Below are 23,357 nucleotides of genomic sequence, written 5' to 3' on the forward strand. Positions count from 1 at the left end.
GGCGTTTCCATCACGAAACGGGTCGCCGTCGTTCGAATTCCGAACGCGCTCACCGCGAAATCGAAAGCATCCCTTTCACCGTCTCGGAATCCTTCGCCCGCTCGAACGCCGCGCCGACATTCGACAGTTCCATTTCGAAATCCACGATACCCGCTACGTCCACCGCGCCGTCGGCCAGCAACTGGACGGCGGCGGGGTACGTGTTCCGGTAGCGAAACGACCCTCGGAGGTCGAGTTCGTTATCGATGATTTCGCCCGTGTCGAGCGGGATTTCCGCGTCCCGTGCGAGTCCGATGAGGACGACGGTCCCGCCCCGCCGAACCGCGTCGATGGTGGTTCGAATCGCGGGGTCCGCCCCGGACGCTTCGACGACCACATCCACGCCCTCGCCGTCAGTGAGGTCGGAGACCGCTTCCGCGAGGTCGTTTTTACGTACGTCGATGGTCGCGTCCGCGCCGCGCTTCTCGGCCAGCGCGAGTTTTTCGGGAACGACGTCGGAAACGAACACCGCCGTCGCTCCGGCGGCGTACGCGGCCTCCATCGCCAGCAGACCGATGGGACCGCATCCCGTCACGAGGACGGAATCGCCGACGCCGACCTCCCCCCGTCGAGCGGCGTGAATGCCGACGCTCAAGGGTTCACAGAGCGCGCCTTCGCGGGTCGAGACGGAATCCGGTAGCCGATAGGTGAAGTCGGCGGGCCACGCGACGAACTCCGCGAACGCGCCGTCGTCCGGCGGGGTCGCCATGAACGTCACGTCGGGACAGAGGTTGTACTCGCCGCGCTTGCAGTACGGACAGCGCCGACAGGGGACGCCGGGTTCGAGCGTCACGCGGTCGCCGATGTCGAAATCGTCGTCGGCGTTCTCTCCGACCGCGGCGACTTCGCCCGCGCTCTCGTGCCCGAGGACGAGCGGCGATTCGACCACGTAATCGCCGATGCGGCCGTGTTCGTAGTAGTGAACGTCGGACCCGCAGATGCCGACCTCGCCGATTTCGACGACCACCTCGTCCGGGTCGGGGGCTGGTTTGTCTCGCTCTTCGACGACGAAGGAACCGGGTTCTTCGAGGACTGCGACTCGCATACGCCACGTTCGTGCCGGGCGATGGTGAACGTTGGTGCCGGTTTCGCTCGGCAAGAATTATTACCTAGTAATATAACTCAGTAATCGATGTCGGAAACACAACTCCAACGCGCTCGTTCCGGCGAACTGACCGCGGCGATGAAACGGGTGGCGGAGCGGGAGAGCAGGGACCCAGAGACGATTCGGCGCGCGGTCGCCGAGGGACGGGCGGTCATCCCGAACAACCACGAACACGACGTGCTCGACCCGATGATAATCGGGCGAGAGTTCGCCACGAAGGTCAACGCGAACATCGGCAACAGCGAGACGACGAGCAACCCCGAGGAAGAACTCCGAAAGCTTCACGCGGCGGTTCACTACGGCGCGGACACCGTGATGGACTTGAGCACCGGTGCGAACCTCGATTCGATTCGTGAGACGAACGTCGAACACTCTCCGGTTCCGGTCGGAACCGTTCCGATTTACGAGGCGGTCACGCGCGTCGACGACGTCGCCGACCTCACGCCCGAGTTACTGCTCGACGTCATCGAGAAACAGGCCCGGCAGGGCGTCGATTACATGACCGTCCACGCGGGCGTGTTGCTGGAACACGTCCCGCTCACCAACGGTCGGAAGACCGGCATCGTCTCGCGCGGCGGGTCGATTCTCGCCAAGTGGATGGAGGAGAACGAGGCCCAAAACCCGCTGTACACGCACTTCGAGCGAATTTGTGCGATTTTCGCCGAGTACGACGTGACGTTCAGCCTCGGCGACGGCCTTCGGCCCGGTTGCCTCGCCGACGCGTGCGACGACGCGCAGTTCGCCGAACTGGAGACGCTGGGCGAACTGACCCGAACGGCACGGGACCACGGCGTACAGGTGATGGTCGAAGGGCCGGGCCACGTCCCGATGGACGACATCGAAATGAACGTCGAACGCCAGCAGGAGGTCTGTGACGGCGCTCCCTTCTACGTCCTCGGCCCGTTGGTGACCGACATCGCGCCCGGGTACGACCACATCACGAGCGCCATCGGTGCCACCGAGGCCGCTCGGGCCGGAGCGGCCATGCTGTGCTACGTGACGCCGAAAGAGCACCTCGGACTCCCCGAGGAGGAGGACGTCCGGGACGGCCTCGCGGCGTACCGAATCGCGGCCCACGCGGCCGACGTCGCAACCGGCCAACCGGGTGCCCGCGATTGGGACGACGCGCTCTCGGAGGCCCGCTACGAGTTCGACTGGTCACGACAGTTCGAACTCGCCCTCGACCCGGAACGGGCACGCGCGTACCACGACCAGTCCCTCCCCGGCGACAACTACAAGAAAGCCCGCTACTGCTCGATGTGCGGCGCGGAGTTCTGTTCGATGCGCATCGACCAGGACGCGCGGGCCGTCGACGGCGACATGGAATCGATAGACGGAGAGACGGACCTGACGGACTCGTCCGCGGCGGCGGCGAACCTGCCGCCGACGGGGACACACGACATGCGTTCGGTTCCGGACCTGCCGTCGTTCGCGGAGCACGCCAGCGAAGGCCACGGCGACGATTGAAACGGGGCGAGGAGCGTGGAGAGCTAGCGAGTCGGAAGCGTATCCCGACGCTCCACGTCCGACCCGCGGTGGTCCGGCGTTCCGACCGGACTCACGGCCCGGAAGACGGCTTCGGGGTCGCGCGTCTTCCGCCAGTGCCACCGCGTCTTGGCGAGGAGCGCGAGTTTTCGGACGGTCCCCAGCGACGGTTCCTTGGAGAGCACGTCGTACCCTTGCGCTCGAATCACGCGGTGGTACTCCGCGTACAGCACCGCCGCGAGCAAGACCGCGAACTGGCAGTCCTCGGGGAGGTACCGGATTCCGGCGACGCCCTCGCGGTACAGGGCTTCCGCGCGGCGAAGTTCGTCCTGCATGACCTCGGCGAATCCGGCCGTGAATTCGAGGCGTTCTATCTGTTCGTCGGTCACGCCGTGCCGCGAGAGCGTCGTTCGAGGGAGGTAGATTCGGTTCCGGTCTTCGATGTCCTCGCGCACGTCCCGGAGGAAGTTGGTGAGTTGGAACGCCTCGCCGAGCGACGTCGCGTGCGGTCGCGCTCGCTCGGCGTCGTCCGGGTTCATCACCGACGTCATCATCTGCCCGACGGCGGCGGCCGACCCGCGCATGTACGCCTCCAGTTCGTCGTAGGTTTCGTAGCGCGATTTGTCGATGTCCGTCGCCATCGCGTCGATGAAGACGCCGACCTCATCGTCCGCGATACCGCGTGACTCACAGAGGTCGTGGAACGCCTCCAAAATCGGGTCATCGGGGGGTTCTTTTCCGAGGGCTTGCTTTCGGAGCGACTCCAACCGTTCGGCTTGCTCCTCGGCCGGAACGTCGGCGGCGTCGTCCACCACCTCGTCGCAAATCCGGAAAAACCCGTACAACACGTACGTCGGGTGGCGCACTCGCTCGGGCAACAGCCGAGTGGCGAGGTGGAACGTTTTCCCGGTCTGCTGCTGTATCGCCTTCCCCGCCTCTACGTGTGTGTCTTTCATTGGGTGTGCCCCGAGAATAGCAGTTGGTACGCTGTCATTCTGAAAAAAGACGGTGCCAAACCTGTTAGGTATGGTTTCCGTACCGACCGTCGCTTCGATTACGCAGCCTATAATTAACAGCGTTCTGTTAATAATAAAATTGATAAAGGGGTAGTTGCTACGGGGGCATAGTAATGAACCGACGTACCTTTCTCGCGGCTAGTTCGGTTGCGGTCGCGGGATTGAGCGGGTGTCTCAATCGAGGCAGTGGCTCGGGGTCTTCGAGTTATCCCATGCCTGAGGACGGCAACGTCGACGGGTATCCGCCGGAGTTCGACGAGAAGCCGAAGAAAAAGAGCTTCGACCCGTCCTCGTTCGACACGAAAACCGAGGGTGGCGAGGATGTCCCCCTCGTCCCGACGGATATCGTCTACAATTGGTACAAGCGCGGGGAAGCCCGGTTCGCCGACGCTCGCGGCACGAAACAGTACAAGACCTCGCACATTTACGGGGCCGTATTGAGTCCCGCACCGGGCGTCCGTGGTGCCCCGGAGCGTGACCCCGTGCTGAACTGGCCGAAATCCGACCGCATCGTCTGTTACTGTGGCTGTCCGCATCACCTCTCTTCGATTCGTGCATCCGCACTCATGCAGAAGGGCTACGAGGACGTCTTCGTCATCGACGAGGGGTTCTGGGAGTGGCACGACAGGGACTACCCGATTCGCGGCTCCAACACGTCGTACAATCCGGTGGCGTACATCATCTCGGGCGTCACCGACGCCTCCTTCGCCGGAAAGACGGCGTGGGCGCGACAGCTCGAAACCGGACAGAACGAAGCGACGGACATCCTGACGGACGGATCGTACACCCTCGAACTCAAGTTCGAGGACGTAACGGCGGACTCGATGATCCACATCGAGACGCCGGAGTACACCGTGAAGGGAACCATCGGCGACCTCTCCTCGCGGGTCGTGAGCGGCGAATAGACCCCACCGACGGCACCGGTCGCACCGACGTTTCTCAAGGCTTATATCCCTCGTAGCGAGTGACGACATTCAATGATTCGGTGCAGTCAAGACGAGTGCGGTTGGGTCGCCATCGCGCCGTCAGAGCGAGCCGCGTTGAAGCAGTACGAATCGCATCTCCTCGAAACGCACGTTGAAACGGTCGAAACGGAGATTCCCGACGGACACGTGCAGGTTCGAACCGACGACGGCGAGTGGGAGACGATGACGCGCGAGCAAGCGCGAAAATTCCACGACCGGTAGGCGAACGATTCCTCAGGCGGTCATCTCCCTGTCCATCGGATCCTCTAACTCCCCGAGGACGGCTTCGAACGCGTCCGTCGCCGTCACCAACCCGATGACGTCCCGCCCGTCCAACACCAGCGCGAGTTCCTGATTTTGCGCCTGGAACAGGTCGATGGCGTCCGCGACGCTCGTATCGCCCGCGACCGTCATCGGGTCGTGTGCGATGTCGGTCAGCGAGACCTCCCCTGAGGTAAGTTCGTCGTACCGTTCGATGACGGTCGGCGCGTAGACGATTCCCCGAAACTCGTCCAGCGACCCGTCGATGAGCGGAAAGCGGACGAGTGGGTTCTTCTCCATGCGTTCGACGTTCTCCTCGACGGTGTCGTCGGTCGAGAGGGCCACGATGTCCTCCCGCGGAATCGCGATGTCACGAACCGGGACGCGCTCGATTTGAAGCGCGGCCAGAATCTCCTCTTCGCGTTCCTCCGGCAGACCCTCGACCGCGCTGAGAACGTCGCCCATCTCGCGGTGGAGGTCGGCGCGGCTGACGATTTTCCGCTCGTCGCCGTCCGATTCCTCGGCTTCCGTCCACGAGCGTTCGATTTCGACGCCGAACAGGGAGAGGAGGCTCTTGGCGGTCTTGTCAGCGAGGATGATGACCGGCGACATCAGTTTCGTCCACCAGTAGAGGATGCCCGACCCGTATCGGGCCGCGAACTTCGTTCGCTCGATGCCTAGGTACGTCGGCGCTTGTTCTCCGACGATGACGTGCAGGAGGTTGATGAGGGCGAGTGCGAGAATCGCCGAGAGCGCTTCGGTGGAGCCGCCCCCGAGACCGACGGCTTCGATGACCGGATGGAACACCGCCACCACCGCTGGTTCGGCGACCACACCCAATCCGACGCTGGCGATGGTGATGCCGACTTGGCACCCGGAGAGATAGATTTCGAGGCGGTCGGTCATGTCCCACGCGCGTTGCAATCCCTTCGAATCCTCGAACTCGGACTCGTCGAACTGCCGTACCCGCGTCATGGCGAACTCGGTGACGACGAAGTAGGAGTTCATCAGCAGGAGGAATACGCCACCGAGGAGATGGAGTGCGGTGAGCAAATCTACCATTATCTATCCCTGTATCGGGAACGGTGGTAACGTTGATGGGCAACTCGGCAAAAATTCCACTTGCTGTTGGACGGTACGCAACACACAGCACCACACGTCTCCGAGAAACCGTCCCATCCTTCGTTCTGAACGTATCGCCGTCTCTCGGATTCGATTTCCATTCGGCACAAACGGCCGATAGGGTACAGTACGCGTCCCATTCGGCTCGTTTCTCCTTGTATCGGGAACGTGGTTGTGAATTTATGTCATACTAGAAACCGAAACCTCCATCTTTTTGGTGAGGCTGTCAGTAGTATTCTAACAACAGCTATGGAATTACAGCTACATAGCCGAGGAGGGCGTCCGTGACGCTTCTCGACCGGCTTTTCGAAAACGTTACCAAGCACAGTCGGGCCATCATCGCCGTGCTTCTCGTCATGACAGTTCTCGTCGGGGCGGGCGCGCCGATGATAGAGCAGTCCTCGTCGCTTGACCAGTTCCAGAGCGACAGCCCGGCCGCGAAGAAACTGAACTACATCAACTCGAACTTCACGACGGGGAACGAGAATACGACCACCGTACAGGTCATCCTCAAGGGCGATAACGTCCTGTCGAAGGAGGCGATGGTGAACTCGTTACAGTTCCAACAGCGCCTTCGGGACAATCAAACCATCAACGAGACGCTGGCGGAGGGAACCGCCTCCACCGGCGTCGCGAACGTCATCGCCATCTCCGCGATTCAACAGCAAAAGGTCGCGGAGCTCAAAGCGTCTGGTGCGAAACTCCAACAGCGCGGCCAGCAACTCAACCGGACGGCCGCCGGACTGAGCGACGCACTGAATCAGACGCGCGCGCTGCAGGGGAAATACGACCAGTTGAACGCGTCCCATCAGTCGGGCGACGTGGACAACGAATCGTATCGCCAGCAGTCGGCGAAAATCGAAGCCCAGCTCTCACAGGTGCGGGCGACAGCCACCGCGAACCTCTCGGCCGAACAGTCGGCGACGTTCAACAAATCCGCACAGCAGGCGCGCGGCTTGCAGGCCAAACTCGACGGGTTGAACGCCTCCTACCAGTCGGGGGACATCGACGAATCGAACTACAAGCAGCAGGCAGGCGAAATCCAGTCGCAGTTCGGTAAGGTGTACAAACTCGGCACGCAAGGCGTGCTGGCGGACGAGTATACAAAACTCGGCGAGCAGAGCGAGAAACTGCAGCAAAAGCGGAGCGCGCTCGAAAACGGCTCGATGCCGACGCTCGCCGAGCAACTCGACCAGTTGCAGTCGATGAACCAGTCGCGGATCGATTCGCTGACGAAGGCCGTGCTCTCCGACGACGGCGGCGGTTCGGGCGGCATGGCGAGCCAAGCGTTGGCGTTCATGCCGACGTCCTACGACACCGGGTCGACGGAGGCGAACGCGACGATGTTGGTCATCTTCCAGAAACAGGAGGGCCAGTCGTCGATGGAGGGACAGGCCTCCGACATGCTCGTCTCCACCCAGCAGGGGATGAAGACCATCGCGGACGAGGAGTTCGACCACGAGGCGCTCGTCTTCGGGAGCGGCATCATCAGCGAGGAGATCAATCAGTCGATGGCAGATAGTCTCGCCATCGTCGGGCCGCTGGCGCTGTTGTTCGTCATCCTGACGCTCATCATCGCCTACCGCGACGTCCTCGACATCCTGCTCGGCATTCTCGGAATCGCCTTCGTCCTCGTCTGGACGTTCGGCTTCATGGGCTGGGCAGGCATCACGTTCAACCAGATGTTCATCGCGGTGCCCGTCCTCCTTATCGGACTGGCAATCGACTACGCGATTCACGTCTTCATGCGCCACCGCGAGGAGCGGGAGACGAACCCCGACGAGGACGTTCGCGGGTCGATGCGCGTCGCGCTCGTCAGCGTCGGCGCGGCCCTGACGTGGGTGACCGCGACGACGGTCATCGGCTTCCTCTCGAACCTGGTCAGCCCGCTGCCGCCGATTCAGGACTTCGGTATCGTGAGTTCGGTCGGTATCGTCGCGGCGCTGATCATCTTCGGCGGCTTGATTCCCGCCCTCAAACTGGAACTCGACGGGTTCCTCGAATCGCGCGGCTTCAACCGCAAAAAGCGCGCGTTCGGTACCGGCGGCGGCCCGCTCGGAAGCATCCTGACCGTGGGCGCGACCGCGGCGCGGAAAGCGCCGCTCGTGGTCATCGTCCTCACGCTGCTCGTCAGCGCGGCGGGCGGCTACGGGGCGACGAAAGTGGACACGAGCTTCTCGCAGGAGGACTTCCTCGCGAGCAGTCCGCCACACTGGACGAAACAGCTCCCGGAACCGTTCAAGCCCGGGAACTACTCCGCCAAGCAGAACCTGGACTTCGTGAACGACAACTTCGTCAGGGAGGATTCACAGGCCCAACTACTCGTCGAGGGCGATATCACCCGTGACGACGCGCTCGAACAAGTCAAGCGCGCGGAAGAGCAGGCGGCGAAGAAAGACGTTACGCTCACCCTCTCGAACGGTGAGCCACAGGTTCAGAGCCCGCTGTCGGTGATGAAGCAGGTCGCCGCACAGAACGAAACGTTCAATCAGACGTTCACCGCGGCGGATACGGACGGTGACGGCGTACCCGACAAGAACCTGGAGACGGTTTACGACGGGCTGTTCGCCGCCGCGCCCGACGACGCCGCTGGCGTCATCTACCGCGAGGACGGCAACTACGAGGCGCTTCGCGTCACCATCTCGCTGAAGGGTGGCGCGTCGAGTTCGGCGGTCACGACCCAGATGCGCGAGGTCGCCGACAACTTCGACGGCCTCACCGCGACCGCGACGGGCCAGTCCATCGTCTTCGAAATCGTGCAGGACGACCTGCTCAACACGGTCATCGAGAGCCTCGTCATCACGATGGTCGCCGTGTTCGCGTTCCTGATGCTCATCTACCGCATCACGGAAGGTAGCGCGACCCTCGGAGCGGTCACCCTGCTCCCCGTCGTGTTCAGCGTCGCGTGGATTCTGGGGACGATGTACCTCCTCGGAATGCCGTTCAACGTCCTGACGGGCATGATCACGAGCCTCACCGTCGGGTTGGGTGTCGCCTACAGCATCCACCTCTCCGAGCGCTACAACGTCGAACTCGAACGACAGGGCTCGGTGTGGGAGGCGATGCACGTCAGCCTTACCGGAACCGGCGGCGCGCTGTTGGGGAGCGCGGCGACGACCGTGGGTGGCTTCGGTGTGCTCGCCTTCGCCATCCTGCCCGCGCTCCAGCAGTTCGGCATCATCACGGGACTGACCATCATCTACGCGTTCATCGCCAGCGTGTTGGTCCTCCCGAGTCTGCTCGTCGTCTGGACGCGCTACTTCGGACCGGGCGCTCGCGGCAGCATCGAACTGAAGTCCGAAGGTGCTCCAACCCCAAGTGAGGACTGACATGGACGAAGTTGACGCCATCGACGCGCTGACCGACCTCGGCCTCTCGAACTACGAGGCCAAGGTGTTCGTCGCGCTACAGAAGTTGGGTACCGGGACCGCGCGGGACATCCACGGCGTCACCGACGTACCGCGGTCACAGGTGTACGGCGCGGCCGAAGACCTCCAGGAGCACGGCTTGGTGGAGGTAAAACAGTCCAAACCGATTCAGTATCGACCGGTGAGTTTGGAGGCGGCGAAGTCGCTCCTCCGCGACCAGTTCGAGCGGACGCAAGAACGTGCGTTCGATTACCTCGAATCGGCGAAAAACGAGTTCGTCGATAACGACGAGGAGCGCGAAGACGTGTGGTCGGTCGATGGCAGGGATGCCGTCAGCAGCCGAATCTGTCAGTTGGTGGCGGAAGCCGAATCGAGAATCGTCTTCGGCCTTCACGACGAATCGCTGGTTACGGAGAAACTCACGGAGATACTCCGGGAACGGGCGAACGCGGGCGTCGACATTCTCGTCGTCTCGCAGGACCCGTCACTGCGGGACCGATTCGATGAGTTACGGTTCGTCGTCCGTCACGACAAGCCGGAGGGGGCCCCTGCAGGGCGCATCCTCATCGTAGACGACGATACCGTGCTCATCAGCATCCTCGGCGAGCACGAAAGCGCCATCTGGAGTTCCCAAACCGGGTTCGCGGAACTCCTCTGCCAGACGGTCAGTTCGCATATCGACGATATAATCGTCGAATAGTCCACTACGCATTTCTTTCACCCGGTACAATATCGGGTATGAACCCGAGACGCCGACTCGCCAGAAACCTGCTCTCGGAAGTACGAGCGTACGGCTACACGCTTTCTATCTGGGGCGGCGGTGAACTCCTTCTGACTCGCTTCGGCACGCCGACCGCATTGGAAGTGTTCGCCTACGTCGGCGGTGCCGTCGTGGCGTTCGCCTTCCTCGCGTTCCTCACGTTCGGCGAGTTCACGGTCGAACCCAACGTGACGACGGAGATACGGGCGACCTCGTTCGTCCACGTCGTCGCCACCGTCGGCAACCTCCTCGTCAGCTATCTTCTGACGTTCGTGCTTCACGGACTCGTCGCGTTTCTGGTTGTGGGGGTACAGACCACGTTCACGTACAACGTCCTCCTGCTTCCCGAGGAGTACGTCGCTCACGTTATGAGTCGGTCTGTCCGGTAGCTTAACTATCATAACGCACAACAGCTACGTATGTCATGGTACGCCGTCGAGGCGCTGGACGACGCCATCGAGGGAACGCGGGAGTTCCTCCTCCCGTTCGACGCGGGAACGTGGCTTCGACTCGCCATCGTGGTGTTCTTCCTCGGAGGTGCCAGTTCGTCCTCCCCGTTTCAGGGGGGCATGCAGTTCTCCTCCGGGTCGAACGACCCGGTTCCGACGCCCCCGAGTCCGCCGGGTGGGGGCGACGTCTCGATACCCACCGACACGATTCTGCTAGTGGCTGCGGCGGTCATCATCGTCGCCGTCCTTCTTGGGCTGTTGTTCACCCTCATCGGGTCGATGATGGAGTTCGCGTTCGTGGAGTCGCTTCGCTCACGGGAGGTTCACGTTCGGCGATACATGGGTCGATACTTCGGACAGGGGCTTCGCCTGTTCGGGTTTCGTCTCGTCCTCTTTCTCGTCGTCGTGCTGCCCATCGGCGTCCTCATCCTCGTCACCGTCCCGGCGTTTTCGGCCGGTTCGCCGTCCATCGCGGCCGGGACGGTGCTGGTGTTCATCCCCGTGTTCATACTGCTCGCCCTGTTCGTCGCGCTCGTGGATGGACTGACGACGAACTTCGTCGTTCCCGTGATGATAGTTCGGGAGCGAGGCGTGATAGCGGGCTGGCAGGCCTTCTGGCCGACGCTTCGCTGCGAGTGGAAACAGTACGGGGTCTACCTCGTGCTCAAGTTCTTCCTCGCCATCGCGGTGGGCTTTCTCGTCTCCATCGCGGGCGGCATCATCGCGGTACTCCTGTTGATTCCGTTCGCCATCTTCGCCGTCCTATTGGTCGTCGCGTTCGGCGGATTCGCCGCCATCAGTGCGACGCTCTCGAACCCGGTGGCGCTGGTCCTGTTCGGCGCGCTCGTTCTCGGATACGTCGTCTGCCTCCTCTTTGCGCTCGCGCTGGTTCGCGTGCCGATTCAGACGTATCTCGGCTACTTCTCGCTACTTGTGCTGGGCGATACGAACCGGGAGTTCGACCTCATCCCGGAACTTCGGGAGGAAATCCGCTGACGGCTCAGAGTTTCGAGTCGAGTTGACGGCCAACGGCGTCGTCGCCGACCGGTCCACAGTCACGTGCGAGGTGAACGAGCGGCGCGTTTTCCATCCGTAGCCACGCGCCTTCGCGGTCGCTGGTGACGGTGACGGACCGCTGTGTTTGCGGGAGTCCGTTGGCGCGAACGCCGTCGGTTCGCTCGCGGACGCCGACCATCTGGAGGTGTTCGGTCGAGAGTTCGGTGACGACGAAGCGGTACGTCGGCAGGTCCGGGTCGTGGTCGCGGAGGGCGGTTCGATACTCGCGTGCGAGGTCCGCGGCACGCGCGGCGTCGTCGTGCGTTTCGAAGCGCGTACCGGTAATCGGGGTCGGACACTCGCCGGTTTCGGCGGCGGCGACGGAGAACGGACCGGATTCGACGGATAGCTCCTCGATTTCGCGTCGGGTTCGCCGGAGGATGTCGTCCATATTTAGGCTAGCCTAATTTAGGTTTAGGACAGCCTAAAAGCGTTGCGACTCAGACCGTGAGGTCTGCGAGGAGGTGTTCGGCGAGTCGTTTGTCCAGCGGGTCGTTCGCGTTCCCGCACTGGGGCGACTGCACGCAGGACGGACAACCCGACCCGCAGTCGCACGCGCGAAGCATCTCCCGCGTGTTCGTCATGAGCGACTCGACGGTTTCGTATCCTTCTCGGGTGAGTCCGACGCCGCCGGGGTAGCCGTCGTAGATGAAAATCGTGCTCGTGCCGGTGTGCGGGTGAAGCGGCGTGGAGAGGCCGCCGATGTCCCCGCGGTCACAGAGGAGTTCGAGCGGAAAGAGCGAAATCATCCCGTGCTCGGCGGCGTGAATTGCACCGTTGAAGTCGCCGTCCATCGCCCGCAGTTCGCGCTCCACATCGTCGGGAATCGTTAAGTAGAGCGCCTTGGTTCGGAGCGCGAGTTCCGGCAGGGAGAGCGACTCGCGTCCCAGCGTCTCGCCGCGCTTTGCATCCCGGCGCTCGAACCCGGTAATTCGCTTTCGCATCGTCACGTCGGCGAACCGGACGGTGCAGTCCTCGCGGGTCGAGAGCGTCTTTTCCGACAAATCCTCTTCGACTGTTATCTCCTTGTCCGTCAACGTCTTGGTGTGGTAGTCCGCCCACGTCGGCGAGAGTTCGGCGACGTCCCGCGACAGGTCGAGATCGACCACCTCGTAGGACTGGCCCTGCTGGTGGTATATCGCCCCGGGATGGGCGTCGTTAAGCGCGTCGCTGAACGGGAGGGAGGCGATGACGTCGCCCCGCGAACGGTCGAGCAGGTCGATTTCGCGGTCGTCGATGGTGCGAAGGCTCATCTCGTGCTGGGGACTTCCGTCGCCGTCGTACACCCAGCGGATCCCGCCGCTCGTTTGCCGCCGTTCGAGTTCGCCGCGCGCTTCGAGGTCGGCGACGAGTTCGGGAAAGTCCGGGCCGAAATAGGTCTCGTCCTCCCGCGAGAGCCACGTCTCGCGGGCCGCGGAGGTGACGTGCGACGGGAGCAGTTCCGCGTTTTGGGGGTTGACGACCGCCCGCTCGGGGTCGCCGGAGAAGAACTCGTCAGGGTTCGCCATCAGGTACTGGTCCAGTTGGTCCTCGCCCGCGACGAGCGTAACGAGGCTGGGGTCGGTACCGCGCCCCGCGCGTCCGGCCTGCTGGAACGTCGCCATGCGCGTGCCGGGATAGCCGTCGAGCAGCACCGCGTCCAGTCCTCCGATATCGACGCCGAGTTCCAGCGCGTTCGTGCTCCACGCACCCCGGACTCTCCCGGAATGGAGGCCGTCCTCCAGTTCTCGACGGCGGTCGTTCCGCAGGGCCGCCTGATACGCCGCGATGTCGTTGGCGAGGTCGCCGTCCCCTCGCCGTCGGAGTTCGTCGGCGCTCTCCATCGCGTAGCGTTCCGCGGCCTGTCGAGCGCGAGTGAAGACCAGCGTTTGATAGTCCCGCCCCACGAGGTCGGCGAAGATGCGCTTCGTCTCTCCGTGGTTCGATTTCCGCCGCTTCGCGCCGCCGTACCGGTCGTCCTCGTACTCTGGCGGGTTCCAGAGGAGCCAGTGCGTCGGTCCGGTTCGACTCGCGTTCTCGTCCACGAGGTCGAACGAGGGTTCGGGCTGGCCGGTCACGGCGCTCGCGTGTTCAACCGGATTACCGATGGTCGCGGAGCAGCAGACGAACTGCGGGTCGGCGTCGAATCGGTCACAGACGCGGGCGAGTCGGCGGAGGACGAGCGCGACGTGACTGCCGAAGACCCCGCGATACTCGTGAACTTCGTCGATGACGACCGTCTCCAACCCCTTGAAAAACCAGTCCCACAGACGATGCGCGTACGGAAGTAGGGCGTAGTGGAGCATGTCGAGTGTCGTGAGCACGACGGTCGGCATTCGGTCGCGCACGGCCCGCTTTTCGTTCTTGTCGAGCCGGCCGGTGTACTGGGCCACCGAGACGCGACTCCCGAAGCCCAAGTCGCGGGCGAGTTCGGAGAGCGTTTCCTCTTGGTCGTTGATGAGGGCGTTCTGCGGCGCGATGTAGAGGGTTCGACCGCCGTGGTCCATCGCGCGCTCGAACGACGGAATCGTGTAGGCGAGGCTCTTTCCGCTCGCGGTTTGCGTGGCGACGACGGCGTTCTTCCCGTCGCGGACCGACTCCACTGCCTCGGCTTGGTGACGGTAGAGTCGGTCGATGCCGCGCTTTTCGAGCGCCGACTCCAACCGCGATTCGAGCGGGAGGTCCCGAAACTCGCCGTCGTTCCCCGAAACGGTTTCGTGACGGGCGATTTGCCCCTCGTAGTAGGGTCGCCCGCGAAGCCAGTCGATGGTGTCCTGCACTGCGAGGGGGTTGGCAGTGGACGCTCTAACCGGTTTCGTCCATCGTGCATGTCACGACGGGAATCGGCCGAGCGAGCTTGGACGGGCCGAACCACGGGACGCTACTCTCCGTCCGAGTCCAACAGCGACGGAATCGGTTCCACGATGTCCTCCCCGTACGACCACGAGATGATTCCGTAGTCCCCGAGCCGTGGCAGGTGCTCCTGTTCGAGTCGAACGCGAACCCGCTCCTGTTCGGACGGCGTTACGTTCGTCACGGGTGTGTCGTTACACCGACTCGCTACGTCCGCCGCCACTCGGGAAATCGGTGTCGGGGTCTCCTGTTCGCTGAGATAGAGGACGAGGTGTCTTCGTTGTTCGTCTTTGAGCAACTCGAAGACCCAGTCCTCCGTGGAAGTGAGCGACTCGGCACCGACTGCATCCAAAAAGCGTAGTAACTCCATGAGTTCCCCTCCCTCACGGTTCGATGTATCGCCCATACCAGTTCTACTACAGTAATACGCATGAATCACCCGATGGTGGTACCATCCTTCGGCAGTCGCTCTCGTCCCTTATCGGGTCCGCAAGGAATGGAACGTGGGTGACGACTATGGTACGGTCTACGGTCGTATGGGGGGATACGCGTACGGAATTCGATTTCTCATCGGGTTGGAGTTCGATACCGTTAGTTGATATAACGCAAAACCAGCACAAGCGCTTTTAGCCGTTCAGCTACTACCGATACCAGATTATGGGTTCGATGGAGGATGATGCTGCCCTGCCGTTCATGTGCGGCGTCGAGGAACCGGCGAGGTTGCAGTACGATTGGGGGAGCGGGGTACCGCTGGGAACGTATATCGTCCAGCAAATGGCGGACCGTGCTCGGGTTAGTGCGACCGACGTCCCGGAGTCGCTGTACGGACGTATCGACCCGGACGCGCTGGAGGATTTGTTTCGACCCCTCGTCGACGGAACGCCGCGCGCGAACGGCGAAGTGACGTTCACGTTCGCGGGTCACTACGTCACGGTCAGCAGCGACGGGACGATAGAAATCGAGTCGGAACTCGGGCGACTGAAACGGTCCGGGGGGAACGTACTGCTCACGGGCGACGTTCCCGCAGACGTTTTCGACGAGTTGAGCGCGCAGTTCTTGGGTGAGCAGGAGTACGGCAGAACGCATCTGTTCGCGCTCTACGGACGAGATACGGGCACGGCCCGGACGCGTCTCGAACGCGCGACCGCCGACACCGACCACGCGAACATCCTCACCTACGAAGCGGCGGTACGTTCCGCGACGGAAGTACGACCGCAGAACCAACAGAACAGACCGTCCGTGACGCCGGTCGTCGGGTCGCTCGACGAGTTCGAAACCGCGATCGTGGACGACATCTTCGAACACCAATATCGGCAGAAAGGGTTCGAACCGGGTCAGCTTCGATTCTGTTTCGATTCGTTACAGTTCCTCTCGGAGGAAGAATCGGAGTCCTCGGTGGAGGAGTTCGTGCGAAACGTTACGAAGACCGTCGAAGACGTGTCCGGCTTGGGTCAGTATCTCTTCCCGGGCGCATACGACTCCGCACCCGTTCGAGCCGTCGAACCGCTGTTCGACGGAACAATCGAACTGAAGGTCGGTGCACGAGGTCCGATGCAACGGTGGCACCTACACGACACGGACTATACGACCACGTGGTTCCCGCTCTAACGGTTTCCGCCCGCCGGTCCCCGATTAGAGGATGAGACGTTCGCGAAGTACCGCACAGAGAGCCAGCCTACAGAACAGTAATGAAGCCGATATTTCGCCGTCGTTCGGACTTTCCGGGAGTAACGGTCGTCGACCCGATTCACCGGAGACAGTTCCCCGTTCGTACGTCAGCCCCCGTCGACCCGCGACCGACGGATACCGACCAGTTTCACTTCCCGGTGGACAGTGCGGTCGAGGTCACGACGGACGGCCTCATGCTGCCGTACGTCGTCATCACACATGTCCGCGGCGTCGACGGAGCCTTCCTGGCGGAGGCCGAGGACTTTTCGTACGAACAGTTTCCCGACGGGGAGTACCTCATCGAACTGAACGCACCCATCCGAATTTACCTGCGCGTCTCCGGCGAGATGACGCTCGCATCGTCGGCGGAGCACATGACGTTCGACTTCGGCACGGAGACACGGGTTCGAATCGGCGCGCGGTCCTATCACGAACAGCCCGAAGCGACGGTAACGACGACGGCGGACCCCCGGAACGTGATGACCGCTGTTTCGACGTTCGGGTCGGCGTTGAAGACGCTGAGCTGCGAGCGGTCGCTCCCGTCGCTCAGGGGCCATCCCCCTCGAATCGAACTCGGAGACGAACTGCACGTCCCCGACGAACTCTCGCTGCCGGAGACGGGGGTTCGAATCGAGCTTCCGCCAGAACTGTCGATGATATATTCGGCGAGTACCCTCGCGTACTATCTCGGTGCGACCGTTGTTCCGGGCGACGAGCCGAGGCTCGTGACGGACCGCGGCTTCGTTCACCCGCTCGACCATCACGAGCGGGGATACGAGGGGGAAATCGAACGGGTCCTCGCACAGTCGCTCTTTTTCGACTGTGTGACGAGAACCGAGGGATTGTATCGGATACCGCTTCACGAGCGACACGTGATAGAACCGCTTCTCGATCTCTCGTTCGAGAAGTTGTACGAACTGGACCTCGCGGAACAACTCGAAACGTATCTGGATGTTCCGTTCGACGTCGTTCGGGAGCACGTCCCGACGTGGTTGTTGTCGACGACGGTCACGGACGATATCGCCAACGTCCGATCGATTCCGTATCTGGTGAACAACCTTTCGTTCATCTCGTCACCGAGGGAGGACGAACGCCACGAACCGGCGCCGGAGGTTCCCGACCCTATCGACAGCTTTCTGCGCGGTGCGGGGACACGGCGGGGAGACCGTCGCGTCGAATCCGACCGGTACGTCGCGCCGAAAGCGACGAATTCGTTGGAACGCGCGTGGCTCGGCGAGGGAATGCCCATCGGTGCGAACAAGCTGGTCGAACGCGCGTTCGAAAATCGGTTGGAGCGCTCGTCCTCGACCGGCGGCATCGATATCACGGTGGTGTGTAACGAACCGGAGATGAGCCCGGAGTACGACGCGGGGGACGCACTCTACGGGAAACGGGACGAACTCGCGTTCGACATCGACGTTCATCGGAACCTCTCGGTGGACGAACTGGCGTCGGTACTCACTACCCCAACCGACTTCCTTCACTACATCGGTCACATCGAGGACGGCCATTTCATCTGTCGGGACGGAAAACTCGACGTCGAATCGGTCGACGGCGTTGCGGTCGATACCTTCCTGTTGAACGGGTGTCGGTCGTACGAACAGGGGCTCGAACTCATCGATTCCGGGAGCATCGGTGGCGTCGTCACCTATAGTGAAATCACGAACAAGAGCGCGATAGCGGTCGGTCGAACCATCGCACGACTCCTGAATAGGGGTTTCTCCCTTCGGTCCGCGCTCACCATCGTTCGGGACCAGCGAATGGTCGGCAATCAGTACATCGTCGTCGGTGACGGGAGCATCGAAATCGCCCAAAGCGAAAGCGGAACGCCGTTCGTCTGCCACCTCGACGCGGACGGCGGCGGGCGCTACGAGCTGCGGATAACCACCTATCCGACGCTCGAGTCGGGGATGGGTGCCCTCTTCACCCCGTTCATCGACGACATCGACACCTACTTTTTGAGCGGGGGGGAGGTGAGCACGTTCTCGGTGGACGAGGAGACGCTGGTTCAGTTTCTCCGCCTCGAACAGATACCGGTGATCGTCGATGGCGACCTCACGTGGTCCACCGAATTAAATCTGGAACGGCTATAAAACGGTGATTATCGGATCGTTCCGCCCGCCGCCGCCGCCACGTTACCGGTCTGCGTGAGCAGCAGGCAGATGGCGAACAGCACGCCGATCATTCGTGGGTTCTCTGCGAGGTACGTCGTTAACGTGTCATTACTTTCGGACATCGCATCAGTCCGGAGGGACCGACCGAGAATAGCTTTTTCTAAATGATAATTATAGGAAATAAATTGGAATTTCCCGTTTCGCCCCAAGAGAAAGCAGACGGTATGGGGACATTGCTCTCGGAAGTGAGCGGTTATTCACGTCGACCGGACGCCCACCGGGAAGTGTATGGTTCAATGCGAACTATCCTCTTGAGTAATTACCGATTACGGGTGCATTCGTCGCCGTCCGTAATCGAGGTGGAGACCGTTCAGCGCGTACATTTCTTCGTTCCACTTCCCACTACCGGTCGGTAACGTCCCGAGGTGGGAAACTCCGCCGAAACCAATAACATGCAAAATGATTTTTCTTACTTGAAAACTTTGGCCAGTATTCAGGAGAAAATTTTAAGGAAACTGAAATCATGTGCTATGAGGAGGTCAGAAACTATGTCAGACGACAGGAAACACGGTGCCGGAAGCGTATCACCGGGCGACACGAGCGACCGAGTCGGCATGCAGGTCATTCGGGAGCGGGGTGGGGACCCGGAAGCGATTCGTGAGACGCTCGTCGACGCCATCGGGGCGGAGTTCTCCACGTACTACTACTACACCAATCTCCGCACCCACCTCGCGGGTCACGAGGACTACAAGGAAATAACCGAGGACGCGCGTCTCGAAGACCGCGCTCACTTCGAGCTCGTGATGCCGCGGGTGTACGAACTCGGCGGCCACATCCCCGTGGATATCGGCGACTTCATGGACCGCGCGAGCTGTCCGCACGCCGAACTGCCGGACGACCCGACGGCCGAGAATATCCTCGAAGTCCTTCTCGAAGCCGAGCGGTGTGCGATTCGAACGTGGTCAGAAGTCTGTGACATGACCCAGGGCTGTGACCCGCGGACGTACGACATGGCCAGTCGAATTCTGCAGGAAGAAATCGACCACGAGGCGTGGTTCATCGAACTGCTCTCGATGGAACGCGACGACGAAGTTAACCCGGCCGGTCACTTCGTCCGGGACCAACCCGGCGACGCGCCGTACTCCAAGAACCACCGTTTCAACGAGTCGGCGTAGGGATCATCGAAGGCCGACACCCACATTTTTCTTCGCTCGTAAGTGTTCCCGTGAGTTCCTACACCGTCGAAATCGAGGTCCCCGAAGGGTGCGACGTGGAGCAGGCGGGCGAAACGGTCGAAATCGACGTTCCCGAGGACGAATACCTCCTCGCCGCCGCGCGGGAGAGCGGCGTGTGGCTCCCCGCCGACTGCCAGCAGGGTTGGTGTACGACCTGTGCCGCCGAACTGCTCTCCGGCGACGTGGACCAGTCGGACGCCCGGCGCTACTACGAGGAGGACTGTGAGGAAGACATGATTCTGCCGTGCACCGCGAAACCGCGTTCGGACCTCGCGTTCGAAGCCTGCCAGTACGAGGAGATGCTCGACGTTCGGGCCGAACACGACCAACCGCCCGGACGCTCGAAGCGGTGAGGGACGAACGCGCTCGCGGCTCTCCTCGTTCGCTCGGCTTCCCTTCGATTCCATCTTTCCCGGTGCGAGAACGCTTTTCCGCGAAAATCACGTACGCCGAATCGCATGACCGACTATCGCGCTGTGCTCGTCTTCGACGGCGACTGTCCGTTCTGCTCGGCCGCCGCGTCCGCACTCCGACGGGTTCGCGGCGTGGGCGCGGTTCCGTGGGACGACGCCGCCGCCCAGTCGTTCCTCGAAGCTCAGTTCGACGAGACGCCGTTCGCGCTGGTGCTCGCGGAACGCGAGGAGGAACGGGTGTACGTGGGGCGGGACGCGGCCCGCGAACTCTGTGAGCGGGCGGGCGTGCCGACGCTGGTCGGCGATATCGTCGGCGACAACTACGAGTCCATCGCGGACGCCATCCGAACGGTTACCGGGGTGGACGGCGACCCCGACCCCTACCACGGGGTCCATTCGATGGCCGAAGACGCCCGCGACCGGTTCGACTCGCTGTCGGCGAACGCGAGGTCGATGTCGCACGTGATACGAACCGACTGATTCCCTTCCGCGACGCGCTTTGCACCCTTCCCGAACGTTAAGACCCTCGTACTCGTAGCCCCCGCCATGTTCCCGCATATCGACTATCTCGAGTGGATTATCGGTCGTCCCGAGGCCGCGACCCACGACCTCGGGTCGAGCGACCTTCGGCGGGCGGTCCCGGAACCGGACGGCATCGTCCCGCCCGAACTCGAAGCCCTTCCGTCTCCGCCGGACGACCTCGAACTCGAAACCATCATCGCCGACGCCTACGACGTGGGGACGGAGAACGTCCTCGTCACGGCCGGGGCGACCCACGCCAACTTCGTCGCCATGGCGGCGGCGATCGGCGACGCGAACGCGGACGAGGAGACAGACGAGGCGGACGACGAGCGTCGGGACCCCCGAGTGCTGGTGGAAAAACCGGGCTACGAACCGCTGGTGGCGACGCCCGACGGCCTCGGTGCCACGGTGGACCGGTTTCGACGACCGGAAGAGGACGGGTACGAACTCGACCCCGGACGAATCGAGGCGGCGATGGACGAGGCGACGTGCTGTGTCGTCGTCACGAACCGTCACAACCCGAGCGGACGCGGGGCGAGTCGGAGGACGCTCGCCGAGGCGAGCCGCATCGCCGCCGACAACGCCGCGACCCTCCTCGTCGACGAGGTGTACGCACCCTTCTGTGCGGACGGCGAGGCCACCGTGTTCGGCGGCCCGACCGCCGCCGACCTCCCGAACACGGTCGTCACGAACTCGATGACCAAGTTCCTCGGATTCGGGCCGGTTCGGGTGGGATGGCTCGTCGCCGACGCCGAGTTCGTCTCGCGTGCGCGGTCGGTCATGTTTCACGTTCCGGCGATTTCGGCACCCGGGATGGCCCTCACCCGCCGTGCGCTGTACGCCGAATCCAACCTCGCGGACGGTTCGCGGGAGCGAATCGAGGCCAACCGGGAACTCCTCGCGTCGTTCGTCGCCGAGCGCGACGACCTCTCCGGGGACGTTCCATCGGGCTGTACCTACGGTTTCTTCGCCCACGAGTCGGCCGACGGCGACGAGGTTTCGGCGGCCGCGTGGGAGGAGGACATCCTCGTCGTTCCGGGCCGCTTTTTCGACGATAGCGACCGTTTCCGCTTGAGTCTCGGCCTCGATACGGCGACGGTGAAGGAGGGACTGGACGCGTTCGGAGATGTCCTCGATACGGTATCTGCCAAGAGTTAAGGCCCGCGCATACCATCCACGTTCATATGGACGGAACCCCAGAGGAAATCACCACGCTCGTCGGCCGCGAGGTGTACTCCAACAACGGCGTCTTCGTTGGAGAGGTCGACGACGTTCGACTCGACCTGAACGAAATCGCCGTAACCGGCCTCGCACTCGGCGGCATCAACGACGAACTGTTCGGCAAGCGGATTCAGGGCGGACGCGGCGTCATCATCCCGTACCGGTGGGTACGCGCGGTCGGCGACGTCATCCTCGTCAACGACGTCGTGGAACGACTGAAGCAATCCGAAGACGGCGAAGAAGAAGCGGTCGTCTAATTTCCGTTCGTTTCTCCATCCACACCCATCGCGTCGAACAGTTTCTTTTTGACGGCTTCCTCGGTGAGCGAGAGGAGCGTATCGCGGTTGTCCTCGTTCGTCTCGATGCCGGTGAAGATGCCGAGCGGAATCTCCGCGCTGGCCTGCGTGGAGTGACCGGCGGCTTCGCCGATGTTGTCGAAGGCGTCCTGCAGGACGTTACCGATGTTCATCCTGATATCCTTCGACCGAGCGGCGAGGTAGATGGTGTCGTCGGCGATACCGAAGACGGCGGACGTCGTGATGCCTTCGAGGTTGAGGAGGTGCTGTGCAGCCTGCGTCAGCGCGTCGCGGTCGCGGATGAAGCCCGCGTTGCTGACGAGATGGCTGCCCTGTACTTCGCGGTTCGTGATGGCCTCCGCGAGCACGTCGAGCGTCTCGGGCGACATCGACGGCGACTCGACCTGTTCGAGCGTGTCGTGGTTGGCGAAGGGATACAGGTAGGCCGCCGCGGTGAGGTCGGCGGGCGTGGTGTCGCGCTTGAAGTCGAGCGTTTCCGCCCGGATGCCGTACAGGAGCGCCGTGGCGACCTCCTCGCTGAGGTTGATGTCGAACTCCTGTACGTACTTCGTCATGATGGTCGAGGTGGAACTGACGTTCGGGCGAACGTCGGAGAACTCCGCCTCGTACTCCGAATCGGGTTCGTAGTGGTCGATGAGAATATCGACCGGGTGGTCGAGTTCGGGTTGTGTCGCCCGCATGTGGTCCACGAGGGCGAACGTGTCGTAGCTCTCGACGTCGACCTCGTCGCGTTGAAGGAGTTCGATGCCGAGCAGGTTGACGAATGCGCGGTTCTCCTGATGCCCGATTTCGCCGTGGTAGAGGATGTCCGCTTCGACGCCGAGGCTTTCGGCGATGGTCTGGAGCGCGGCGGCGCTGGCGATGGAGTCGGGGTCCGGGTTGTCGTGCGTGAGCACCGCGAGCTTTTTCGACGTGTCCTCGATGACGCCGGACAGTTGTCGCGCCTTGTACTCCAACTCGCCCGCTTCGAGCGACCGAAGCGCGGAGTTGGCGATAACCGACGAGGGGTTGATAACCACGTCGGCCCCCATCTCGGTGAGTTCGTCGGCCGACACCGGGTCGCTCGCTCGGACGACGGTGAACCGCTCGCCGCCGCGCGCCTGCAGGTTCGAGACGGCTTCCTTGTTCGCGGCGACGTCCGAGGAGAGGATGAGCACGACGTCGCGGTCGCCGACCTCTTCGGCGACCGATTCCTCGCGGATGTCTCCCCCCTGCGCGTTCAAATCCTGATCACGGAGCGCCTCAACGCGGTCGGTGTCCCTATCGACGATGAGAACTTCCTTCCCCTGTGCAACGAGTTCCTCGGCGACGGCGTAGCCGACGCTCCCACAACCGAGAATGGCGTACGTAGACATCGAGGAGATAGTTATCCCGGCGCTCATTACTATTGGGCCGTAGCCCCGGCCGGT

The 23,357-nt window shown here is 62.6% G+C and carries 22 protein-coding genes; 14 read left to right on the forward strand and 8 right to left on the reverse strand.

From position 1 onward, the window contains the following. Positions 1-49: 49 nt before the first annotated feature. Positions 50-1,084, reverse strand: coding sequence for an NAD(P)-dependent alcohol dehydrogenase (locus V5735_RS03260; RefSeq protein ID WP_423745061.1), 1,035 nt, complete (start codon positions 1,082-1,084; stop codon positions 50-52). A gap of 87 nt (positions 1,085-1,171) precedes the next feature. Here V5735_RS03260 and thiC point away from each other — a divergent pair, with 87 nt between their 5' ends. Beyond that, positions 1,172-2,611: a phosphomethylpyrimidine synthase ThiC gene (gene thiC / locus V5735_RS03265; RefSeq protein WP_423745062.1), complete on the forward strand. Its 1,440-nt coding sequence runs from the start codon at positions 1,172-1,174 to the stop codon at positions 2,609-2,611. 23 nt (positions 2,612-2,634) lie between these two features. On the opposite strand, the gene V5735_RS03270 is transcribed toward thiC, so the two are convergent. Beyond that, the gene (locus tag V5735_RS03270; RefSeq protein ID WP_423745063.1) at positions 2,635-3,585 is read right to left on the reverse strand and encodes a phytoene/squalene synthase family protein; all 951 of its coding nucleotides are present in this window, start codon (positions 3,583-3,585) and stop codon (positions 2,635-2,637) included. A gap of 272 nt (positions 3,586-3,857) precedes the next feature. Between V5735_RS03270 and V5735_RS03275 the strand changes: the two genes are divergently transcribed. Then, positions 3,858-4,550: a rhodanese-like domain-containing protein gene (locus V5735_RS03275; RefSeq protein ID WP_423745064.1), complete on the forward strand. Its 693-nt coding sequence runs from the start codon at positions 3,858-3,860 to the stop codon at positions 4,548-4,550. A 72-nt stretch (positions 4,551-4,622) separates the two neighbouring features. Then, complete coding sequence (locus V5735_RS03280; protein ID WP_423745065.1) at positions 4,623-4,832, forward strand: hypothetical protein; 210 nt, start codon at positions 4,623-4,625, stop codon at positions 4,830-4,832. Positions 4,833-4,844: 12 nt separating this feature from the next. On the opposite strand, the gene V5735_RS03285 is transcribed toward V5735_RS03280, so the two are convergent. Beyond that, a complete protein-coding gene (locus V5735_RS03285) occupies positions 4,845-5,933 on the reverse strand; it encodes a CNNM domain-containing protein (RefSeq protein ID WP_423745066.1) in 1,089 nt (362 codons plus the stop codon). Positions 5,934-6,277: 344 nt separating this feature from the next. Here V5735_RS03285 and V5735_RS03290 point away from each other — a divergent pair, with 344 nt between their 5' ends. The 4 genes from V5735_RS03290 to V5735_RS03305 are packed head-to-tail and all read left to right on the forward strand — an operon-like array spanning position 6,278 to position 11,566. Next, on the forward strand, positions 6,278-9,322 hold the full coding sequence (locus tag V5735_RS03290; RefSeq protein WP_423745067.1) for an MMPL family transporter: 3,045 nt from the start codon (positions 6,278-6,280) through the stop codon (positions 9,320-9,322). Position 9,323: 1 nt separating this feature from the next. After that, a complete protein-coding gene (locus V5735_RS03295; RefSeq protein WP_423745068.1) occupies positions 9,324-10,061 on the forward strand; it encodes a TrmB family transcriptional regulator in 738 nt (245 codons plus the stop codon). Positions 10,062-10,099: 38 nt separating this feature from the next. Further along, the gene (locus tag V5735_RS03300) at positions 10,100-10,510 is read left to right on the forward strand and encodes a hypothetical protein (RefSeq protein WP_423745069.1); all 411 of its coding nucleotides are present in this window, start codon (positions 10,100-10,102) and stop codon (positions 10,508-10,510) included. A gap of 30 nt (positions 10,511-10,540) precedes the next feature. Continuing rightward, on the forward strand, positions 10,541-11,566 hold the full coding sequence (locus tag V5735_RS03305) for a DUF7544 domain-containing protein (RefSeq protein WP_423745070.1): 1,026 nt from the start codon (positions 10,541-10,543) through the stop codon (positions 11,564-11,566). A gap of 4 nt (positions 11,567-11,570) precedes the next feature. On the opposite strand, the gene V5735_RS03310 is transcribed toward V5735_RS03305, so the two are convergent. The 3 genes from V5735_RS03310 to V5735_RS03320 form a co-directional block, all read right to left on the reverse strand. Continuing rightward, on the reverse strand, positions 11,571-12,017 hold the full coding sequence (locus V5735_RS03310) for a DUF7552 domain-containing protein (RefSeq protein WP_423745071.1): 447 nt from the start codon (positions 12,015-12,017) through the stop codon (positions 11,571-11,573). 49 nt (positions 12,018-12,066) lie between these two features. Further along, positions 12,067-14,385, reverse strand: a complete 2,319-nt coding sequence (locus V5735_RS03315) for a DEAD/DEAH box helicase (RefSeq protein ID WP_423745072.1) — start codon at positions 14,383-14,385, stop codon at positions 12,067-12,069. 101 nt (positions 14,386-14,486) lie between these two features. Beyond that, positions 14,487-14,828, reverse strand: coding sequence for a DUF7344 domain-containing protein (locus V5735_RS03320; protein ID WP_423745073.1), 342 nt, complete (start codon positions 14,826-14,828; stop codon positions 14,487-14,489). Positions 14,829-15,115: 287 nt separating this feature from the next. Between V5735_RS03320 and V5735_RS03325 the strand changes: the two genes are divergently transcribed. Both V5735_RS03325 and V5735_RS03330 read left to right on the forward strand, forming a co-directional pair. Beyond that, positions 15,116-16,066, forward strand: a complete 951-nt coding sequence (locus V5735_RS03325) for a DUF7504 family protein (RefSeq protein WP_423745074.1) — start codon at positions 15,116-15,118, stop codon at positions 16,064-16,066. Positions 16,067-16,284: 218 nt separating this feature from the next. Further along, a complete protein-coding gene (locus V5735_RS03330; RefSeq protein WP_423745075.1) occupies positions 16,285-18,219 on the forward strand; it encodes a hypothetical protein in 1,935 nt (644 codons plus the stop codon). A gap of 8 nt (positions 18,220-18,227) precedes the next feature. Here the strand turns inward: V5735_RS03330 and V5735_RS03335 are convergent, their stop codons facing one another. Then, positions 18,228-18,362 (reverse strand): DUF7503 family protein, encoded by a 135-nt coding sequence (locus tag V5735_RS03335; RefSeq protein WP_256388563.1) that lies wholly within the window; start codon positions 18,360-18,362, stop codon positions 18,228-18,230. A gap of 426 nt (positions 18,363-18,788) precedes the next feature. On the opposite strand from V5735_RS03335, the gene dps reads away from it, so the two are divergent. The 5 genes from dps (at position 18,789) to V5735_RS03360 (ending at position 21,888) form a co-directional block, all read left to right on the forward strand. Continuing rightward, on the forward strand, positions 18,789-19,415 hold the full coding sequence (dps, locus tag V5735_RS03340) for a DNA protection during starvation protein (protein ID WP_423745076.1): 627 nt from the start codon (positions 18,789-18,791) through the stop codon (positions 19,413-19,415). Positions 19,416-19,465: 50 nt separating this feature from the next. Continuing rightward, complete coding sequence (locus V5735_RS03345; RefSeq protein WP_423745077.1) at positions 19,466-19,828, forward strand: 2Fe-2S iron-sulfur cluster-binding protein; 363 nt, start codon at positions 19,466-19,468, stop codon at positions 19,826-19,828. 105 nt (positions 19,829-19,933) lie between these two features. After that, on the forward strand, positions 19,934-20,368 hold the full coding sequence (locus tag V5735_RS03350; RefSeq protein ID WP_423745078.1) for a DCC1-like thiol-disulfide oxidoreductase family protein: 435 nt from the start codon (positions 19,934-19,936) through the stop codon (positions 20,366-20,368). A 66-nt stretch (positions 20,369-20,434) separates the two neighbouring features. Beyond that, entirely contained in the window at positions 20,435-21,568 is a 1,134-nt protein-coding gene (locus V5735_RS03355) for a pyridoxal phosphate-dependent aminotransferase (RefSeq protein ID WP_423745079.1), read from the forward strand. Positions 21,569-21,594: 26 nt separating this feature from the next. Continuing rightward, a complete protein-coding gene (locus V5735_RS03360) occupies positions 21,595-21,888 on the forward strand; it encodes a PRC-barrel domain-containing protein (RefSeq protein ID WP_007979088.1) in 294 nt (97 codons plus the stop codon). Here V5735_RS03360 and V5735_RS03365 read toward each other — a convergent pair. After that, positions 21,885-23,330 (reverse strand): DHH family phosphoesterase, encoded by a 1,446-nt coding sequence (locus tag V5735_RS03365; RefSeq protein WP_007979089.1) that lies wholly within the window; start codon positions 23,328-23,330, stop codon positions 21,885-21,887. The genes V5735_RS03360 and V5735_RS03365 overlap by 4 nt on opposite strands. Between the last annotated feature and the right edge of the window lie 27 nt (positions 23,331-23,357).

Origin of the sequence: Haladaptatus sp. SPP-AMP-3 (genome assembly GCF_049568665.1) — an archaeon.
Lineage (GTDB): Archaea > Halobacteriota > Halobacteria > Halobacteriales > Haladaptataceae > Haladaptatus > Haladaptatus paucihalophilus.

Excerpts from the sequence above, each read along its gene's own strand:
- V5735_RS03350 (WP_423745078.1), top strand. The coding sequence starts at position 19,934 with ATGACCGACTATCGCGCTGTGCTCGTCTTCGACGGCGACTGTCCGTTC.
- thiC (WP_423745062.1), top strand. The coding sequence starts at position 1,172 with ATGTCGGAAACACAACTCCAACGCGCTCGTTCCGGCGAACTGACCGCG.
- V5735_RS03275 (WP_423745064.1), top strand. The coding sequence starts at position 3,858 with ATGCCTGAGGACGGCAACGTCGACGGGTATCCGCCGGAGTTCGACGAG.
- V5735_RS03300 (WP_423745069.1), top strand. The coding sequence starts at position 10,100 with ATGAACCCGAGACGCCGACTCGCCAGAAACCTGCTCTCGGAAGTACGA.
- V5735_RS03355 (WP_423745079.1), top strand. The coding sequence starts at position 20,435 with ATGTTCCCGCATATCGACTATCTCGAGTGGATTATCGGTCGTCCCGAG.
- V5735_RS03310 (WP_423745071.1), bottom strand. The coding sequence starts at position 12,017 with ATGGACGACATCCTCCGGCGAACCCGACGCGAAATCGAGGAGCTATCC.
- V5735_RS03280 (WP_423745065.1), top strand. The coding sequence starts at position 4,623 with ATGATTCGGTGCAGTCAAGACGAGTGCGGTTGGGTCGCCATCGCGCCG.
- V5735_RS03270 (WP_423745063.1), bottom strand. The coding sequence starts at position 3,585 with ATGAAAGACACACACGTAGAGGCGGGGAAGGCGATACAGCAGCAGACC.
- dps (WP_423745076.1), top strand. The coding sequence starts at position 18,789 with ATGTCAGACGACAGGAAACACGGTGCCGGAAGCGTATCACCGGGCGAC.
- V5735_RS03360 (WP_007979088.1), top strand. The coding sequence starts at position 21,595 with ATGGACGGAACCCCAGAGGAAATCACCACGCTCGTCGGCCGCGAGGTG.
- V5735_RS03285 (WP_423745066.1), bottom strand. The coding sequence starts at position 5,933 with ATGGTAGATTTGCTCACCGCACTCCATCTCCTCGGTGGCGTATTCCTC.
- V5735_RS03320 (WP_423745073.1), bottom strand. The coding sequence starts at position 14,828 with ATGGAGTTACTACGCTTTTTGGATGCAGTCGGTGCCGAGTCGCTCACT.
- V5735_RS03295 (WP_423745068.1), top strand. The coding sequence starts at position 9,324 with ATGGACGAAGTTGACGCCATCGACGCGCTGACCGACCTCGGCCTCTCG.
- V5735_RS03335 (WP_256388563.1), bottom strand. The coding sequence starts at position 18,362 with ATGTCCGAAAGTAATGACACGTTAACGACGTACCTCGCAGAGAACCCA.
- V5735_RS03260 (WP_423745061.1), bottom strand. The coding sequence starts at position 1,084 with ATGCGAGTCGCAGTCCTCGAAGAACCCGGTTCCTTCGTCGTCGAAGAG.
- V5735_RS03305 (WP_423745070.1), top strand. The coding sequence starts at position 10,541 with ATGTCATGGTACGCCGTCGAGGCGCTGGACGACGCCATCGAGGGAACG.
- V5735_RS03325 (WP_423745074.1), top strand. The coding sequence starts at position 15,116 with ATGGGTTCGATGGAGGATGATGCTGCCCTGCCGTTCATGTGCGGCGTC.
- V5735_RS03365 (WP_007979089.1), bottom strand. The coding sequence starts at position 23,330 with ATGAGCGCCGGGATAACTATCTCCTCGATGTCTACGTACGCCATTCTC.